The organism is Streptomyces sp. NPDC001927 (assembly GCF_053594455.1).
Genome location: NZ_JBSFEN010000009.1, coordinates 318,281 through 336,041, shown reverse-complemented (window position 1 = coordinate 336,041; position 17,761 = coordinate 318,281). Strand labels below are relative to the sequence as shown.

Genomic DNA, 17,761 nt, shown 5'->3' with positions numbered 1-17,761 from the left:
CACCTCGCACTCTGCATGAAGATATGCAGCAGGGCAAGAAAAGCGGGGGCTACCCCTACCGACGCGGGCCTCGCCCGTCTCTACCGTGGTCATCATGGACGAGCTCAAGAACGAACTGGACGCCACCCTGCATGCCCGCCGGGAGCTGGGCACGGAGTACGAGGCGGCCCTCGTCGATTCCTTCCTCGGCAAGGTGGAGAAGGGCCTGGACGCGACGATCGACCGGCAGGTCAGGCGCCGGCTGGGCGAGCAGCAGGTGGCGACCGCCCGCGGCGAACGCCCCCGCACACCGGGGGCCGAGGGCTTCGGGGAGCGGTTCGGCTTCGGGATCATCTCGCTGGTCCTGGCGATCCCGCTCTCCGCGATCGCCGTCACGCAGGCCAATCTGGAGGGCCTGATCGTGGCCTGGCTCGGCATCGTGGGCGTCAACGCGGTGCACGCGTTCCGCGACCGGCTGCCGCTGCGCCGGGAGGAGCGCTCGTACGAGCGGGAGTGACGCGGCATCGAGGGAGTGGCGCGGGGTGCGCGCGGGATTAGGCCCAGGTACGCGCAGGAGTAGCGCGCGTACGAGAGGGAGTGGCGCGGGGACCGCCGCACCCCCGGCCAGGGCCGGGGGGCGGGACGACGGCGGTCCCCGCGGGGGACACGGGCCCGGGTCAGGGCCGGTCTCCGCGTCCGCGGCGTCGCGAGGAGTTCCGGGAGCCGCTCCGTAGTCCTTGACGCCGACAACGACCACTGTGCAGCACGCGTGTTAAGCGGGTGCTGCGCGTACGTGTCGCGCTCGTACCGATTTCGCGAACGCCCGCTCGAACACGCGGCACCCCCTCCGTAGCGACTACTTCGCGGAGCCCTTCACCCCGCCGTTCGCGAGGAAGGCGAGCAGGTCCTGGCGGCTGACGACACCCGTCGGCTTGCCCTCGACCAGCACGATCGCCGCGTCCGCGGACTCACCGAGTACGGACATCAGGTCGGCGACCGGCTCACCGGAGCCGACCTGCGGCAGCGGCGCGCTCATGTGGCGCTCCAGCGGGTCCTCCAGGGAGGCGCGCTGGGTGAACAGGGCGTCGAGGAGCTCGCGCTCGACGACCGAGCCGACGATCTCCGCCGCCATGACGTCCGGGTGACCGGCGCCCGGCTTGACGATCGGCATCTGGGAGACGCCGTACTCGCGCAGCACCTCGATCGCCTGCCCGACCGTCTCGTCGGGGTGCATGTGGACGAGGGAGGGCAGCACGCCCTCCTTGTGCCGCAGGACGTCGGCGACGGTGGCGGAGGTGGTGTCCTCCAGGAAGCCGTAGTCGGCCATCCACTCGTCGTTGAAGATCTTCGACAGGTAGCCGCGGCCGGAGTCCGGCAGGAGCACGACCACGACGTCGTCCGGGCCCAGCTCCTTGGCGACCTCCAGCGCGGCGACGACCGCCATGCCGCAGGAGCCGCCCACCAGGAGGCCCTCCTCCTTGGCGAGGCGGCGGGTCATCTGGAAGGAGTCCTTGTCGGAGACGGCGACGATCCGGTCCGTCACGTTCCGGTCGTACGCGGTCGGCCAGAAGTCCTCGCCGACACCCTCGACCAGGTACGGCCGGCCGGAGCCGCCGGAGTAGACCGAGCCCTCCGGGTCGGCGCCCACGACGGTGACCTTGCCGCCGCCGACCTCCTTCAGGTACTTGCCCGTGCCGGAGATCGTGCCGCCCGTGCCGACGCCCGCGACGAAGTGGGTGATCTTCCCGTCCGTCTGCTCCCAGAGCTCGGGACCGGTGGTCTCGTAGTGGGAACGCGGGTTGTTCGGGTTGGAGTACTGGTCCGGCTTCCAGGCGCCCGGGGTCTCACGGACGAGCCGGTCGGAGACGTTGTAGTACGAGTCCGGGTGCTCGGGGTCGACCGCGGTGGGGCAGACCACGACCTCCGCGCCGTACGCCCGCAGCACGTTGATCTTGTCCGTGGACACCTTGTCCGGGCAGACGAAGATGCACTTGTAGCCCTTCTGCTGGGCCACGATGGCGAGGCCGACGCCGGTGTTGCCCGACGTGGGCTCGACGATCGTGCCGCCGGGCTTGAGCGCGCCGCTCTCCTCCGCGGCCTCGATCATGCGCAGGGCGATGCGGTCCTTCACCGAGCCGCCGGGGTTGAAGTACTCGACCTTGGCCAGGACGGTGGCCTGGATACCTGCCGTCACATTGTTGAGCTTCACCAGCGGGGTGTTGCCGACGAGGCTGATCATCGAGTCGTGGAATTGCACCGTAATCTCCGGGGTCTCCGTAATGGTGCGTCCAGCGTATGCGTAGTCGGAGCGGGTTACGGGGCAGTTAGATCCTGAACGGCTTGAAGGAGGTGACTGCCCCCATGTCGAGGGCGAGGGTGGCACGGCGGATCGCGGCGGGCGCGGCCTACGGCGGCGGGAGCATCGGGCTGCTCGGTGTGGCGGCGGTGGGTGTGGTCCTGGCCGAGGTGCAGCTGGCGAAGCGGAACGTGGGCGGCGGGGTCGCACCCCTGCCGCCGGGGGCGGACGGGCTGTACGGACGCTCCTTCGCGGCCTCGGAACCGGGACCGGGCCCGCTGCGGCTGGCCCTTCTGGGTGATTCCACGGCGGCGGGCCAGGGGGTGCGCCGGGCGGGGCAGACCCCGGGGGCGCTGCTCGCCTCGGGGCTCGCGGCGGTCGCGGAGCGGCCGGTGGTGCTGCGGAACGTGGCGCTGCCGGGGGCGCGCTCGGACGACCTGGAGCGCCAGGTGACGCTGCTGCTCACGGCCCCCACCGGGCCGCCGGACGTCTGCGTGATCATGATCGGCGCCAATGACGTGACGCACCGGATGCCGGCCACGGAGTCGGTGCGGCTGCTCGCGGCCGCGGTGCGGCGGCTGCGGACCGCCGGGTCGGAGGTGGTCGTGGGGACCTGCCCGGACCTGGGGACGATCGAGCCGGTGTACCAGCCGCTGCGGTGGATGGCCCGGCGGGTGTCGCGACAGCTGGCGGCGGCGCAGACGATCGTGGTGGTCGAGCAGGGCGGGCGGACGGTGTCGCTGGGCGACCTGCTCGGCCCCGAGTTCGCGGCGAACCCCCGGGAGATGTTCGGCGCGGACAACTACCACCCGTCGGCCGAGGGGTACGCGACGGCGGCCATGGCGGTCCTGCCGACGGTGTGCGCGGTGCTCGGCGTGTGGCCGGAGACGGACCGGCTGGAGCCGGACCGCCACGAGGACATGCTGCCGGTCGCCAAGGCGGCCGCGGAGGCGGCACGGGAGGCCGGCACGGAGGTGACGGGCGCACGGGCCCCGTGGGCCCTCCTGAAGCACCGGCGGCGGAGGCGGCTGACGGCCGCGGAGGCACCGACGCCCTCGCCGGAGGACGCGCACCGCCCGTGAGGGGCGAGTGACAGGGTCCGGGAATGTCCGGAGAGGGCGCGGGGAATATGGACGAATGAGCGCTCGCTTAGAAAAGAGGTCCGCATCACACCGTCAAGGCGGTGACCCGTCGCGTACGTACAGGTAACTTCCCGTTCTGTCCGCCCTCTCCGCATCCTCCTGGAGCCGTGATGCCCGAAGCCGTCATCGTCTCGACCGCCCGCTCCCCGATCGGCCGGGCCTTCAAGGGCTCCCTGAAGGACCTGCGGCCCGACGACCTCACCGCGACCATCATCCAGGCGGCGCTCGCCAAGGTCCCCGAGCTGGACCCGCGCGACATCGACGACCTGATGCTGGGCTGTGGCCTCCCGGGCGGCGAGCAGGGCAACAACCTGGGCCGTATCGTCGCCGTCCAGATGGGGATGGACCACCTCCCCGGCTGTACGGTCACCCGCTACTGCTCCTCGTCGCTGCAGACCTCCCGCATGGCGCTGCACGCCATCAAGGCGGGCGAGGGCGACGTCTTCATCTCGGCCGGTGTCGAGATGGTCTCCAGCTTCGCGAAGGGCAACTCCGACTCCTGGCCCGACACGCACAACCCGCTCTTCGCCGACGCCGAGGCCCGCACGGCCGCCGTCGCCGCGTCCGAGGGCTCGAACTGGCACGACCCGCGCGAGGACGGCCTCGTCCCCGACGCGTACATCGCCATGGGCCAGACCGCCGAGAACCTGGCCCGCTGGAAGGGCATCAGCCGCCAGGAGATGGACGAGTTCGGCGTACGGTCCCAGAACCTCGCCGAGCAGGCCATCAAGAACGGCTTCTGGGAGCGCGAGATCACCCCGGTCACCACCCCCGACGGCACCGTCGTCAGCACGGACGACGGTCCGCGCGCCGGGGTCACCCTGGAGGGCGTGCAGGGCCTCAAGCCGGTCTTCCGCCCCGACGGCCTGGTCACCGCCGGCAACTGCTGCCCGCTCAACGACGGCGCCGCCGCGCTCGTGATCATGTCCGACACCAAGGCCGCCGAGCTGGGCCTCACCCCGCTCGCCCGCATCGTCTCCACCGGCGTCTCGGGCCTCAGCCCCGAGATCATGGGCCTCGGCCCGGTCGAGGCCTCCAAGCAGGCCCTCCAGCGCGCCGGCCTGACCATCGGCGACATCGACCTGGCCGAGATCAACGAGGCCTTCGCCGCCCAGGTGATCCCCTCGTACCAGGACCTCGGCCTGGACCTGGACAAGGTGAACGTCAACGGTGGCGCGATCGCCGTCGGCCACCCCTTCGGCATGACCGGCGCCCGCATCACCGGCACGCTCATCAACTCCCTCCAGTTCCACGACAAGCAGTTCGGCCTGGAGACCATGTGCGTGGGCGGCGGACAGGGCATGGCGATGGTGATCGAGCGCCTCTCCTGACGGTGATCGAGCGCCTCTCCTGAGGACCCGCTCCTAACCCCGTCGCGTCCCAGCCGTGACCGAATCTCCCCCAGGATGTGACCTACGTCCTGGGGGAGAGCCATAACCGCAGGTCACAGCAGTTACGGGACTAAACACCTGGCCCAAATACCTGTCCATTTCGTGACGTAATGCACTGACAGGGGGCGCACTCCCACGGCAGGCTGATGTAGGAAGTCGGGGGATCGACTCGGAATCGGGAGTACGTCAGTGAGCGCCATGTCTCTTGCCCTGCTGGTGACCACGGCCGCCGCAACGGTTGTGGGCGCTGCCGCCCTGCGCGCTGCCCACGGTCTCCGTAAGCAGGTCGTCGCCCTGCGTGGCGAACTCGCCGCCGCGCACGGGGTGTCCGTCCCGCACGCCCGCCAGACGCCCGCCGCGGAGATACGCGCCGCGGTCGCCGAGGCGCTGGCCGAGGAGCGCGAGCGCGAGCTCGCCGAGGCGCGCGCCTTCTGGGCGGCCCAGGAGGCCCGCGACGCGGCTGACGCGCCCTCGCTGCTCGGCGGCCTGGGCGGCCCCGCGGAGGACGGCGGCCCGTTCTACGTCCCGCGCCAGGCCGACTTCGTGGGCCTGGAGGCCATGGCCCTGGAGGCGATGGAGGCCGAGGCCGCCGCGCTCGACGGCGCCGGCGCCGGTGTCGACAGCGTCCTGGAGGAGTTCCCGGAGCTCACCGAGTACGCCGAGGACTCCCCCGAGCTGGCCGCGGCCCGCCGCCGCCACCCCTCGCACCCGGACTTCGTGCCGGTCCAGACACCCGTGGTCACCGACCACGAGCGCACGGTCTCCCGCCTCGAGGAGCTCGCCGACACGCGCACCGCGCTGACCGACGTACGCCCCGGCCCGCTCGGCACGCTCGACGTGTACGTCTTCGCCGACGGCACCACGCTCTGCATGACCCCCGGCCACCGCGAGACCGCGGAGCGCCTCGCGGACGCCCTGCGCGCGGGCCGCACGCCGGTCCTGCTCGGCGGCTCGGGCGTCTCGGGCGCGTACGCCCTGACGTTCTCGTTCGGCGAGGCGGACGAGGAGAACGTGTACATCCTCGCGGACCGCGTGATCGCGTCGCACTGACGCGGGGGCGGGGCTAGACCCCCGCCCGCGCCGCGGCCTCCCGCACCAGCCTCACGGCCTCGCCCAGTTCCCCCTCCCGGGGAACGGCCGGGGCCGCTCGTAGTGCCTCGGCCAGATCGGTTCCGGCGACCAGGAGTTGGTCGGCGACGACGAACACGCCGGCGTCCGGCATGGCCGGCCCCTCCGACTCCCCGCTCTCGATCCGGTGCGCCCGGAGCGCCAACTCCCTGGCCAGCGCGAGCCCTTCGGCGGCGGCGCCGCGCTGGAGGCGGCTCTGCGGGGCCGCCCGCAACCGGTCGGCGAACCGCTCGACGGCGGCGGTCAGTTCACTCGTATCAAGCACTCCGCGACCCTACGCGCCCGTCCGGCACTGTTGCCAACGCGCCGTCGCTCAGGCACGGTGACGGGAAGGAGCACACGGCAACACGCGTCCGGAGGCGCCGATGTCCCACGCATTCTCCGAAGAGACCCACCGCAACCTGCTCGCACGTATCCCGCACTGCACCGGTCGTGAAGTCTCCGACTGGCTTCGCACCGTCGAGGAAGGCCCCTCCCTCGTCCGCTTCGAGGAGAAGGTCAGCTGGCTCCGGGGCGAGCACGACCTCGCGTACGGCCACGCGAAGGCGATCATCCACGAGTACGACCTCCGCAGGGCGGCCCGCAGACTGCTCTGACGCACCCGCACCCGGCTAAACTGGGAGAACGCTGGTTCTCCCACGCCGGAGGTGAGCGGACGATGGACACGCGGACGGACACCGAGACCGCCGAGCTACGGCTCCTGGAAGCCGCGGAGGCCCTGTTCGACGAGCGCGGTGTCCAGGCGGTCGGCATGGACGCCATCCGCACCGCGTCCGGCGTCTCGCTCAAGCGCCTGTACCAGCTCTACCCGTCCAAGGACCACCTGGTCTGGGCGGTCCTGAACCGCCGCGACGGCGCCGTACGGGAGGCCATCGCGGCCCACGGGGCCGCCCACGCCACGACGCCGTACGAGCGGGCGCTGGCGGTCTTCGACTACCTGGGCGAGTGGTTCGCGGACCCGGGCTTCCGGGGCTGTGCGTTCATCAACACGTTCGGGGAGATGGGCGGCATCTCCCCGGACATCACCACGATCGCGCGCGGCCACAAGCAGGCGTTGCGGGGTTACTTCGCGGAGCAGACGAGCGCGCTCGGGGCTCCGTCGGAGCTTGCCGACCAGCTGGCGCTGCTGGCCAACGGAGCGATGGCGGTGGCGGGCATCGAAGGCTCCGCGGAACCGGCGGCAAGGGCGAAGGACGCGGCGCGGGTACTGCTGGACGCGGCACTGAAAACCTGAGAACACGAAAGGACCCGCCCGGCAGAAGCCGAACGGGCCCTCGAGTGACTCACGCCACTCGCGTCACTCAGCGGTGCGTCAGTCTGAGTCGCCCTGCAGGATCGACAGCAGACGCAGCATCTCCAGGTAGATCCACACCAGGGTCAGGGTGAGGCCGAAGGCCGCCAGCCAGGACTCCTCGCGCGGGGCGCCGTAGGTCACGCCGTCCTCGACCTGCTTGAAGTCCAGGGCGAGGAAGCAGGCACCGAGGATGATGCCGATGACACCGAAGAGGATGCCGAGGCCGCCGCTGCGGAAGCCCAGGCCGTCACCGGCGCCGTCGAAGAGCGAGAACAGGGCGTTGACCGCCATCAGCAGGACGAAGCCGATCGCGGCCGCGATCACGAAGCCGTAGAAGCGACGGGTCACACGGATCCAGCGCATCTTGTACGCGATCAGCACGCCGGCGAAGACCGCCATCGTGCCGAGGACCGCCTGCGCGACCACACCGGGCGAGATGTAGGTCGAGACCGTGGCCGAGATGACGCCGAGGAAGACACCCTCGAACGCCGCGTAGGCCAGGATCAGCGCGGGCGAGGCCTTGCGCTTGAAGGACTGCACCATGGCCAGGACGAAGGCCACCAGGGCGGCGCCGATGGCGATGCCATAGGACTTGCCGAGGTTCGCCTCGTCGACCGGCAGCAGGAACCACGCGAGGGCGGCGGTGACCACGACCGTACCGAGCGTCATGGCCGTACGGCTCACGACGTCGTCGATCGTCATCACGTCGCCGCGCGTCTGCTGCGGGGCGCCGAGCTGGGTGTCCTGCGCGTACGGGTTCGTCGCGTAGGGGTTGGTTCCGACGGCGGGGCCCCCGGCCTGCGGCTGCTGCGCGTTGAAACCGGCGTAGCCGTTGTCGCGGCTGAACCCCCGTCGCGAGAAGACCGGGTTGCTGCTCCTCATCTCACTCCTCCATGGCCGCACTGCGCGGCCTTGCGTCAAGAGTAATGCGGACGCAAAGGAATCTCTCTAGTGCTCTGGGAGGATCTTTCCGAGATCGTTAGCCGAGGTCGAGGCCGAGGCCGGGACGCCGGCGCCGGGTCCCCGTCGTGGAGCCGCCACTGACGCCACCCTCGCCACTGTGGCCGCCGCGGACCGTCGGCGGCCCACCCGCGGGTTCGTCGTCACGGGCTAGCCGTTCGCAGATCGCCCCGGTCGACCGCCCCGGTCGGTCGGGGCTGTCTCACGTCGGAGCCGGGAAAGCCGCCGTCCTTCGAGGAAAATCGCCTGGGAGGATGTGGTGCCCGGAACCGGACTCGAACCGGCACGGCCCGAAGGCCAGCGAGGTTTAAGCTCGCCGTGTCTGCATTCCACCATCCGGGCATGGGGCGCGGCTCCGCGTTGGCACATGAGCCTATCGGGACGCTTCGCTCGTTCAGCGGAACGATGGCCCGATGTTGTCTTATTTTATTGACGTCTGAGGGTGCGTCAGTGCAGGTGGGGCCTGTTCCGGCGAACTGTGGAGCGGGTCGCGGGCGCACAGGCCCGTACATGGGAATGACGGAAAGTCATCGCATCCGCGCCACCCGACCGGGCAATCCCCCCGGGGGTACCCCCGCCTCGACCCCTCTCAGGGGTGCCGTCATACCTCAGGAGGATGGGGCGGGGTCCCGGTCCGACTCCAGTCGCCCCCGGGAACGGGCATGTGGGCGGACGACCCGGGCCTCAACGCTCGACAGGATGGAGTCGTTCCCGAACAAGCACCGAACATCCCGCAGTGACAGGAGTCCGCCTCGTGACCACCACCCCCACCGTGTCCCGCGCCACCGCGGTGGCCGCCCGCGCCACGGATCTCTCGAAGGTCTACGGACAGGGCGAGACCCAGGTGGTCGCCCTGGACCGCGTCACCGTGGACTTCCGGCAGGGCGAGTTCACCGCGATCATGGGCCCCTCCGGCTCCGGCAAGTCGACCCTGATGCACTGCGTCGCCGGCCTCGACTCCTTCAGCTCCGGCTCGGTGCGCCTCGGCGACACCGAGCTCGGCACCCTGAAGGACAAGCAGCTGACCCAGCTCCGCCGGGACAAGATCGGCTTCATCTTCCAGGCCTTCAACCTGCTGCCCACGCTGACCGCCCTGGAGAACATCACGCTCCCCATGGACATCGCGGGCCGCAAGCCCGACAAGCAGTGGGTGGAGAAGGTCATCGACATGATCGGCCTCTCCGGCCGACTGAGCCACCGCCCCACCCAGCTCTCCGGCGGCCAGCAGCAGCGCGTCGCCGTGGCCCGCGCCCTCGCCTCCCGCCCCGAGATCATCTTCGGTGACGAGCCGACCGGAAACCTGGACTCGCGCTCCGGCGCCGAGGTCCTCGGCTTCCTCCGCAACTCGGTGCGCGAGCTCGGCCAGACCGTCGTCATGGTCACCCACGACCCGGTCGCCGCCTCCTACGCGGACCGCGTCATCTTCCTCGCGGACGGCCGGATCGTCGACGAGATGCTGAACCCGACGGCGGACGGCGTCCTCGACCGGATGAAGGCCTTCGACGCCAAGGGCCGCACCAGCTGACGCACCGGGGCCCGCCACGAGGCCCCGCACGTACCGCAGCCCTTAGACGTTTCCGTCCCCGGTCACCCGGGGGCGCCCACTCCAGGACACACACCCATGTTCCGTACCGCCTTGCGCAACGTGCTCGCGCACAAGGCCCGGCTGCTGATGACCGTGCTCGCCGTCATGCTCGGCGTCGCCTTCGTCTCCGGCACCCTGGTCTTCACCGACACCCTCTCCCAGGCCTTCCGCAACCAGTCCGCGAAGAGCTACGACGACGTCGCCGTCGCCGTCAACATGTACCCGCCGCCCGAAGAGGCCGCGAAGACGCCCGGTCTCTCGCAGGCCGTGCTCGACAAGGTCGGCAAGCTCGACGGCGTCGCCTCCGTCACCGGGCGCGTCGACGGCTTCGCCGGCGTGCCGGACAAGAACGGCAAGCTGATCGGCGTCGGCTGGTCCAACAAGGGCACCAACTTCGCCCCCGGCGCCGACGGCAAGGACCGGGCGTACGACTTCACCCAGGGCGCGGGCCCGCTCCAGGACAACCAGATCGCCCTGGACAAGGACACCGCGGACAAGGGCGGCTACAAGGTCGGCGACACCGTCCGCGTCGCCACCAACGGCCCGGTGAAGGAGTACACCCTCTCCGGCATCTTCACGACCGAGGACGGCGCGGTCCAGGCCGGCGGCAGCCTCGTCGTCTTCGACAACTCCGTCGCGCAGAACCTGTACGTGAAGCAGGGCTTCTACCGCGACGCCATCGTCGTCGCCAAGCCCGGCACCGACGCCGACAAGCTCCTCGACGAGGTCCTGAAGGTCGTCCCGAAGGCCGCCACCGCCCAGACCGGCCAGGCCCTCGCCGACCAGCAGGCCAAGGACATCGAGTCGGGGCTCGGCGCGCTCAAGCAGGTGCTGCTCGGCTTCGCCGGCATCGCCCTCTTCGTCGGCGTCTTCCTGATCGCCAACACCTTCACCATGCTCGTCGCCCAGCGCACCAGGGAACTCGCGCTGATGCGCGCCGTCGGTGCCTCGCGCAAGCAGATCACCCGCTCCGTCCTCGCCGAGGCCGGTCTCGTCGGTCTGGTCGCCTCCGCCGTCGGCTACGGCCTCGGCATCGCGATGGCCATCGGGCTCCGCGCCGGCATGAACGCCTTCGACCTGAAGGTGCCCGGCGGTCCGCTGGTCCTCACCGCCACCCCGCTCATCGCCGCGCTCTCCGTCGGCGTCCTGATCACCATGTTCGCCGCCTGGCTGCCCGGCCGCCGCGCCGCGAAGATCCCGCCGGTCGCCGCCATGAGCAGCGTCCACGCCGCCGCGACGACCAAGTCCCTGGTGGTCCGCAACTCCATCGGCGCCGCCATCACCGCCCTCGGCGCGGTCCTCATCGTGCTCGGCGCCGGCAAGGGCGGCGAGGACGGCCGGATGTTCATCGCGGGCGGTGCCTTCACCACCCTCATCGGCGTCATCGTCCTCATCCCGCTGCTGTCCCGCCCGGTCATTGCCCTGATCCGCCCGCTCTTCGTCGGTCTCTTCGGGGTCTCCGGCAAGCTCGCCGGTCTCAACGCGGTCCGCAACCCGCGCCGTACCGGCGCCACCGCCTCCGCCCTCGCCATCGGTCTGACCCTGGTCACCGGCCTCACCGTGCTCGGCACGACGGTCGGCGCGGCCCTGGACAAGATGACGACGGAGCAGATCCGCGCCGACTACATGATCTCCATGGCCAGCGGCCAGGGCATGAACAAGGACGCGCTCACCGCGATCGAGAAGACCCCGGGCGCCACCGCCGTCTCGCCGCAGCTGTCCGGCTGGTTCACGCTCAAGGGCAAGGACGTCTCGGCCTCCGGTGTCACCCCGGGCGACATCGAGAAGCTCATCAAGCTCAACACCGTGAAGGGCTCGCTCGGCTCCCTCCGCGAGGGCAAGATCGCGGTCGCCGACAAGACGGCGACCAAGCAGGGCTGGAAGGTCGGCGACACGCTGCCGGTCGAGTACGGCGACAAGCAGAAGGGCAAGCTGACCGTCGGCGCGATCTTCGAGGACAGCGAGTTCGTCTCGCCGATCGTCATCGACGCGAAGATCGTCACCGCCCACGAGCAGGAGTCGTACATCCCGCAGATCTTCGTCTCGATGGACGGCGGCGCCTCCGCGGCCAACGAGAAGGCGCTCGCGAAGGCGATGGGCGACAACCCGGCCATCACCGTCATGGACCAGAAGGACATCCGTGACCTGTTCGGCGGCCAGATCAACCTGCTCCTGAACATCATGTACGGCCTGCTGGCGATGGCCCTGATCATCGCGATCCTGGGCGTCGTCAACACCCTGGCCATGTCCGTCTTCGAGCGTCAGCAGGAGATCGGCATGCTGCGGGCGATCGGTCTCGACCGACGCCGCGTGAAGCGGATGGTCCGTCTGGAGGCCGTGGTCATCTCGCTCTTCGGCGCGGTGGTCGGCATCGGCCTCGGCTCGTTCCTCGGCTGGGCGATCGGCGAGACGTTCAAGAACAGCCTGCCGGGCTACGCCCTGGTCCTGCCCTGGGACCGGATCGGGATCTTCCTGGTCCTCGCCGGACTGGTCGGCGTCCTCGCCTCCCTGTGGCCGGCCCGCAGCGCGGCCAGGCTGAACATGCTGACCGCGATCAAGACCGAGTAGCTCACGACCGAGCAACTCCGGTACGTACGACAGTGAAGGGCCGGGCTCCCCCCGCGGGAGCCCGGCCCTTCGGCGTACCTACAGCTCCTACGCCTTCTCCGTCCAGGTCCGCGGCCTCAGCGCCACGCCCGAGGTCCCGGATTCCGGCGTCTTCACCGCCAGGAACTGGTTCACGCCGATCCTGTTGCGCTCGAAGGAGACCGCCGACGCGGCCATGTACAGCCGCCAGATCCGCGCCCGGCCCGGTGACGTGAGCCGTACGGCGCGGTCCCAGTCGGACTCCAGGTTGGCCACCCAGCGGCGCAGCGTCAGGGCGTAGTGCTCGCGGATCGCCTCCACGTCGCGCACCTCGAAGCCGGCGTCCTCAAGGGTCGTCAGCGTGCGGCCCATCGGGGCGAGTTCGCCGTCGGGGAAGACGTACGCGTCGATGAACGGGTCCACCTCGTAGGCGGCCTCGTCCGGCTCGGGGCGGCGGGAGATCTGGTGGTTGAGCAGCCGACCGCCGGGCTTGAGCAGGGAGTGCAGTATGTCGGCGTACTCGCGGTAGCGGACCTCGCCCACGTGCTCGGCCATGCCGATGGACGAAATCGCGTCGTACGGGCCGTCCTTGACGTCCCGGTAGTCCTGGACCCGGATCTCGATCCGGTCCGTCAGGCCCTCCTCGGCGATCCGCTTGCGGGCGAAGGCGGCCTGCTCGCGGGAGAGGGTGACGCCGACGACCTGGGCGCCGTACTCGCGGGCCGCGTGCATGGCCATGGAGCCCCAGCCGCAGCCGACGTCCAGGAGCCGGTCCCCCTCCTTCAGGCGCAGCTTGCGGGCGATCAGGTCCAGCTTGTCGCGCTGGGCGTCCTCCAGGTTCCCCCCGTCCGTCCAGTACGCGCACGAGTAGACCATCGAAGGACCGAGGACGAGCTCGTAGAAGTCGTTGCCCACGTCGTAGTGGTGACTGATCGCCTGTTTGTCGCGGCGCTTGCTGTGCCGGGAGCCGGTGCGCCGGCGCACCTCCTCGGCGGGCGGCGCGGGCGGCGGGTAGGGCCCGGCCAGCTTGACCAGCGCGGCGGCCGCGGCGCGCAGCTTCGGGTCGCGTACGGACTCCAGGGCGCTCCTGGTCTCCTCGCCGCGGTCCCAGAAGACGCCCGCGAGCCGGTCGAGAACGGTGTAGAGGTCGCCCTCGACGTCGATCTCACCGGCCACCCACGCCCGGGCCAGGCCGAGTTCGCCGGGCTTCCACAGCAGCCGGCGCAGGGCCCGGCGGTGCCGGACGATCAGGACGGGGCCGTCCGCGGGCCCGGCTTCGGTGCCGTCCCAGGCTCGCAGCCGCACCGGGAGCGGGGCCCCCAGCAGGTCCTCCGCGAGAGTGGTCAGCCGCAAAGCGGCGTCGGCCATGGTGCACACCTCCGTGATGTCGTGCCCCAGAAATGCTCGTCACCACGTAAACACCCTCCGTAGGCGTTTTTCGTCCCGTAGGCGCGCAACGACTCGGCAAAACACCCGGGCGGAAGACTCGGACGGCGCCTCGGACATGCCGAAGGGCCGTCCGCACCACGGATGGCGGACGGCCCTTACGGGACAAGCGGGTGGAACAGGTGGAACTAGGAGGCCTTGGCCTTCTCCTGGCTCGCGGCGGCGGCCGGGGCCGGGGCGGGCTTGGCGGCCTCGTAGAACTCCTCGCGCGGGGTCTCCATCGCACCGAGGGAGACGACCTCACGCTTCAGGAACATCGCGAGGGTCCAGTCGGCGAAGACGCGGATCTTGCGGTTCCAGGTCGGGACGGCCATGCCGTGGTAGCCACGGTGCATGTACCAGGCGAGCCGGCCCTTGAGCTTGATCTTCATCTTGCCCATGACGATCATCGCGACGCCCTTGTGGAGGCCGAGACCCGCCACAGCACCCTTGTTGGCGTGCGAGTAGTCCTTCTGCGGGAAGCCCCGCATGCCGGACACCACGTTGTCGCCGAGGACCTTCGCCTGACGCAGCGCGTGCTGGGCGTTCGGCGGGCACCAGGCGCGCTCGGCCGGGACGCCGGCCTTGATCGCGGCCAGGTCCGGGACCTGGGCGTTGTCGCCGGCGGCCCAGATGTAGTCGGTGCCGGTGACCTGGAGGGTCGGCTGGGCGTCCACGTGGCCGCGGGGGCCGAGCGGGAGGCCGAAGCGGGCGAGCGCCGGGTTGGGCTTGACGCCCGCGGTCCACACGATCGTGTTGGAGTCGACCTCGAGGCCGTTCTTCAGCACGACGTGACCGTCGACGCAGGAGTCCATGGAGGTCGAGAGGTAGATCTCGATGCCACGGCCCTCGAGGTGCTCCTTGCCCCAGCGGCCCAGCTCCGGGCCGACCTCGGGAAGGATCTTGTCGGCGGCGTCGACCAGGATGAAGCGCATGTCCTCGCGCTTCACGTTGGTGTAGTACTTCGCCGCGTCGCGGGCCATGTCCTCGACCTCGCCGATGGTCTCCGCGCCGGCGAAGCCGCCGCCCACGAAGACGAAGGTCAGCGCCTTGCGGCGGACCTCCTCGTTGGTCGTCGAGTCCGCCTTGTCCAGCTGCTCCAGGACGTGGTTGCGGAGGCCGATGGCCTCCTCCACGCCCTTCATGCCGATGCCCTGCTCGGCGAGGCCGGGGATCGGGAAGGTGCGGGAGACCGCGCCCATCGCGACGACCAGGTAGTCGAACGGCAGGTCGTACGCCTCGCCGACGAGCGGCGCGATCGTGGCGACCTTGCGGTCCTGGTCGATGGTGGTGACGCGACCGGTGAGCACCTCGGCTCCGCGCACGACGCGTCGCAGCGGGACGACGACGTGGCGCGGGGAGATGCTGCCTGCGGCGGCTTCGGGGAGGAAGGGCTGGTACGTCATGTACGAGCGCGGGTCGACGACCGTGACGGTCGCTTCCGCATAACGCATCTTCTTGAGGATGCGTCGTGCTGCGTACAGGCCTACGTACCCACCGCCTACTACGAGGATCCTGGGACGCTCCGTGGTGCTCATGCATCCGAGTATCCACCCCTCCCAGGGGGGTCGCTCGTGCGCCCCTTCACAAGGTTGTGGACCACCTCTGCTACACTCCGCCGCCCACGTGACCCAGGTCATGGTCGTGCAAAGGAACCACAGTGCGGGGGTGAACGTTGTTCACCCCTACTGAACTGGCCCGGAGAGGGTCCGGTAACCCCGAACCACGGGGTGCGTTCACACGATGGAAACAACGAGCGAACACGGCCCTCGACCTACGAAAGAGCCCCGACAGGGGTGTTGGAGGCCCAGTTGGCCCTCCTCGACCCCCGTCAGGGCCCTTTTCCTTGTGAAGAACTTCACGAACTTTCCCGACGCCCTGTCGCGGACGGCGTCGGGGCGTGTCCGTTATGCCACCGAGAGTGCGATTCCGTCGAGGATGTCGTGCTCGCTGACGACGACCTCGCGGGCCCCGGTCCGCTCCATGATCTCCCGCAGGACGAGCGCCCCGGCGACGATGACGTCGACGCGTCCGGGGTGCATCACGGGGATCGCGGCGCGCTCGTCGTGGGTGGACGCGAGCAGCGTGTCGACGATCTCGGCGACCTTCTCGTACGGGATGCGGGAGTGGTGGATCTTCTCGGAGTCGTACTCCTGGAGCCCGAGCGCGATCGCGGCGACCGTGGTGACCGAGCCCGCGAGCCCGACCAGCGTCCCGGCCTCGCGGATCGGCACGGTCTCCTCGGCGAGGTCCAGGGCGGCCCGGATGTCGGCGCGGATCGCGGCGACCTCGTCGGCGGCCGGCGGGTCGCTGCGGACATGGCGCTCGGTGAGGCGGACGCAGCCGATGTCGACGGAGCGGGCGGCCTCGACGTGGCTGTTGCCGACGACGAACTCGGTGGAGCCGCCGCCGATGTCCACGACGAGGTACTTCTCCGTGCCGTGCAGCTCGCCGGTGGCGCCGGTGAAGGAGAACTCGGCCTCCTGGTCGCCGGTGATCACCTCGGGCTCGACGCCCAGGATGTCCAGGACGCCGCTCACGAACTCGGCGCGGTTCTCGGCGTCGCGGGAGGCGGAGGTGGCCACGAACCGCAGCCGCTCGGCGCCCAGTTCCTTGATGACGGCCGCGTAGTCGCGGCAGGCCGCGAAGGTCCGCTCCAGGGCCTCGGGGGCGAGCCGGCCGGTCTTGTCGACGCCCTGGCCGAGGCGGACGATGGTCATCCGCCGGTCCAGCTCGATCAGCTCACCGGTCTCGGGGTCGAGGTCGGCGACGAGCAGGCGGATGGAGTTCGTACCGCAGTCGATGCCCGCGACCCGGGTCATTCGGCGGACTCCTTCTCGTCGGCGCACGGGGTGACGCACGGGCCCTTGGCCCACCACTCCGGCAGCATCGCGAGCGCCTCGTCGCCGAACGGGTTCACACCGGGCCCCGCGACCAGCGAGTGGCCGACGAGGACGTGCAGGCACTTGACCCGGTCCGGCATGCCGCCGGCGCTCGGGAAGCCCTCCAGGACCTCGATGGCGTCACGGCGGGCGATGTAGTCCTCGTGCGCGGCCCGGTAGGCGGCGGCGAGCTCCGGGTCGGTGCCGAGCCGGGCCTGCATCTCCTTCATGACCCCGTTGGCCTCGAGGGTGCCGATCGCGGAGGCCGCGCGGGGGCAGGTCAGGTAGTACGTGGTGGGGAACGGGGTGCCGTCCGGGAGCCGCGGCGCGGTCTCGACGACGTCCGGGTTGCCGCAGGGGCAGCGGTGCGCGATGGCGCGCAGCCCCCGGGGCGGGCGACCGAGCTGGGCCTCGAACGCGGCGACGTCCGCCTCGGTCGGCTCGGTGCGGGCGGTCTGCGGAGGGGGCGTTTCCATGCTGCGTCTTGTCTTCTCGTCGTCGGGGGCGGTCGGGTGCGGTCGGTGGTCCATCATCTCGCGTCGCGGGAGATCGCGCCGCCGGGTCTCGCGACGCCGGAGCTCGGTCAGCGGCCCGCGTCGGCGCGGTCGACGCCGTCCCAGAGGTCGGAGTACCAGGGGCGCTCGGCCTCGCCCTGCTCGGTGCGGCGGGCGCGCTCGGCCTCGGGGTCGTTCACGGTGAAGCCGGTCTCGCCGGGCATCACGTAGTGCAGGTGCTCGCGGGCGAGCCGGCGCACGTACGCGGGGTCCTGGAGCCGGGCCTTCTCGTCCCGCAGCTCCTCCACGCGCGCGGCGGCCTCGGCGGCCTGGCGCTCCTGCTCGGCGATCTCGCCGCGCTGGGAGACGTACTGCCGCATCGGGTACGCGAGCGCGACGACCAGCGAGCAGACGACCAGGGCGAGGAAGGCCGCCCGGCCGGTGAGCCGGGAGCGGCGGGCCTGGCGGCGGGTCTGGGAGCGGTACACGCGGGCGGCGGTCTGCTCGCCGAGCAGCCGGATCCTGGTCGCGGTCGAGAACCGGTCCCGGGCCATGTGCGCGCCTCCCCTATTACGAACGGACGTCCCCGCACACGGTAC

The 17,761-nt window shown here is 70.7% G+C and carries 16 protein-coding genes and 1 tRNA gene; 8 read left to right on the top strand and 9 right to left on the bottom strand.

Features of this window, described 5'->3' with window-relative positions; translation table 11 throughout:
* Positions 1 to 94: 94 nt before the first annotated feature.
* Positions 95 to 496 (top strand): hypothetical protein, encoded by a 402-nt coding sequence (locus tag ACWCO8_RS25595; RefSeq protein WP_362014885.1) that lies wholly within the window; start codon positions 95 to 97, stop codon positions 494 to 496.
* Positions 497 to 835: 339 nt separating this feature from the next.
* Here the strand turns inward: ACWCO8_RS25595 and ACWCO8_RS25590 are convergent, their stop codons facing one another.
* Positions 836 to 2,236 carry a cystathionine beta-synthase gene (locus tag ACWCO8_RS25590; protein WP_451034214.1) on the bottom strand — a complete coding sequence of 467 codons (1,401 nt, stop codon included), beginning with the start codon at positions 2,234 to 2,236 and terminating at the stop codon, positions 836 to 838.
* Positions 2,237 to 2,355: 119 nt separating this feature from the next.
* Between ACWCO8_RS25590 and ACWCO8_RS25585 the strand changes: the two genes are divergently transcribed.
* The 3 genes from ACWCO8_RS25585 to ACWCO8_RS25575 all read left to right on the top strand — a co-directional run bounded on the left by ACWCO8_RS25585 (position 2,356) and on the right by ACWCO8_RS25575 (position 5,858).
* On the top strand, positions 2,356 to 3,357 hold the full coding sequence (locus tag ACWCO8_RS25585; protein WP_362015053.1) for an SGNH/GDSL hydrolase family protein: 1,002 nt from the start codon (positions 2,356 to 2,358) through the stop codon (positions 3,355 to 3,357).
* A 170-nt stretch (positions 3,358 to 3,527) separates the two neighbouring features.
* Positions 3,528 to 4,748 carry an acetyl-CoA C-acetyltransferase gene (locus tag ACWCO8_RS25580; protein WP_451034213.1) on the top strand — a complete coding sequence of 407 codons (1,221 nt, stop codon included), beginning with the start codon at positions 3,528 to 3,530 and terminating at the stop codon, positions 4,746 to 4,748.
* A gap of 258 nt (positions 4,749 to 5,006) precedes the next feature.
* A complete protein-coding gene (locus tag ACWCO8_RS25575; protein WP_362015050.1) occupies positions 5,007 to 5,858 on the top strand; it encodes a hypothetical protein in 852 nt (283 codons plus the stop codon).
* Between the two features lie 13 nt (positions 5,859 to 5,871).
* On the opposite strand, the gene ACWCO8_RS25570 is transcribed toward ACWCO8_RS25575, so the two are convergent.
* On the bottom strand, positions 5,872 to 6,201 hold the full coding sequence (locus ACWCO8_RS25570) for a hypothetical protein (RefSeq protein WP_451034212.1): 330 nt from the start codon (positions 6,199 to 6,201) through the stop codon (positions 5,872 to 5,874).
* Between the two features lie 100 nt (positions 6,202 to 6,301).
* On the opposite strand from ACWCO8_RS25570, the gene ACWCO8_RS25565 reads away from it, so the two are divergent.
* A complete protein-coding gene (locus ACWCO8_RS25565) occupies positions 6,302 to 6,532 on the top strand; it encodes a DUF4287 domain-containing protein (protein ID WP_355114563.1) in 231 nt (76 codons plus the stop codon).
* Positions 6,533 to 6,594: 62 nt separating this feature from the next.
* Positions 6,595 to 7,170 carry a TetR/AcrR family transcriptional regulator gene (locus ACWCO8_RS25560; RefSeq protein ID WP_362014874.1) on the top strand — a complete coding sequence of 192 codons (576 nt, stop codon included), beginning with the start codon at positions 6,595 to 6,597 and terminating at the stop codon, positions 7,168 to 7,170.
* 78 nt (positions 7,171 to 7,248) lie between these two features.
* On the opposite strand, the gene ACWCO8_RS25555 is transcribed toward ACWCO8_RS25560, so the two are convergent.
* Together ACWCO8_RS25555 and ACWCO8_RS25550 are read right to left on the bottom strand one after the other, a co-directional pair.
* On the bottom strand, positions 7,249 to 8,112 hold the full coding sequence (locus tag ACWCO8_RS25555; protein ID WP_362014871.1) for a Bax inhibitor-1/YccA family protein: 864 nt from the start codon (positions 8,110 to 8,112) through the stop codon (positions 7,249 to 7,251).
* 335 nt (positions 8,113 to 8,447) lie between these two features.
* Positions 8,448 to 8,532: transfer RNA gene (locus ACWCO8_RS25550), tRNA-Leu, on the bottom strand.
* Positions 8,533 to 8,944: 412 nt separating this feature from the next.
* Between ACWCO8_RS25550 and ACWCO8_RS25545 the strand changes: the two genes are divergently transcribed.
* Both ACWCO8_RS25545 and ACWCO8_RS25540 read left to right on the top strand, forming a co-directional pair.
* On the top strand, positions 8,945 to 9,715 hold the full coding sequence (locus ACWCO8_RS25545; RefSeq protein ID WP_362014868.1) for an ABC transporter ATP-binding protein: 771 nt from the start codon (positions 8,945 to 8,947) through the stop codon (positions 9,713 to 9,715).
* Positions 9,716 to 9,811: 96 nt separating this feature from the next.
* Positions 9,812 to 12,343, top strand: a complete 2,532-nt coding sequence (locus tag ACWCO8_RS25540; RefSeq protein WP_451034211.1) for an ABC transporter permease — start codon at positions 9,812 to 9,814, stop codon at positions 12,341 to 12,343.
* Positions 12,344 to 12,430: 87 nt separating this feature from the next.
* On the opposite strand, the gene ACWCO8_RS25535 is transcribed toward ACWCO8_RS25540, so the two are convergent.
* The 5 genes from ACWCO8_RS25535 to ACWCO8_RS25515 all read right to left on the bottom strand — a co-directional run bounded on the left by ACWCO8_RS25535 (position 12,431) and on the right by ACWCO8_RS25515 (position 17,716).
* Entirely contained in the window at positions 12,431 to 13,729 is a 1,299-nt protein-coding gene (locus ACWCO8_RS25535) for a class I SAM-dependent methyltransferase (protein ID WP_451034210.1), read from the bottom strand.
* A gap of 206 nt (positions 13,730 to 13,935) precedes the next feature.
* Positions 13,936 to 15,324: an NAD(P)/FAD-dependent oxidoreductase gene (locus ACWCO8_RS25530; RefSeq protein ID WP_362014861.1), complete on the bottom strand. Its 1,389-nt coding sequence runs from the start codon at positions 15,322 to 15,324 to the stop codon at positions 13,936 to 13,938.
* A gap of 369 nt (positions 15,325 to 15,693) precedes the next feature.
* Positions 15,694 to 16,608, bottom strand: a complete 915-nt coding sequence (locus ACWCO8_RS25525) for a Ppx/GppA phosphatase family protein (RefSeq protein ID WP_451034209.1) — start codon at positions 16,606 to 16,608, stop codon at positions 15,694 to 15,696.
* Positions 16,605 to 17,144: a DUF501 domain-containing protein gene (locus ACWCO8_RS25520; RefSeq protein ID WP_362014857.1), complete on the bottom strand. Its 540-nt coding sequence runs from the start codon at positions 17,142 to 17,144 to the stop codon at positions 16,605 to 16,607. The genes ACWCO8_RS25525 and ACWCO8_RS25520 overlap by 4 nt, the downstream gene beginning before the upstream one ends.
* A 107-nt stretch (positions 17,145 to 17,251) precedes the next feature.
* Positions 17,252 to 17,716: an FtsB family cell division protein gene (locus ACWCO8_RS25515; protein WP_362014855.1), complete on the bottom strand. Its 465-nt coding sequence runs from the start codon at positions 17,714 to 17,716 to the stop codon at positions 17,252 to 17,254.
* Positions 17,717 to 17,761: the final 45 nt, after the last annotated feature.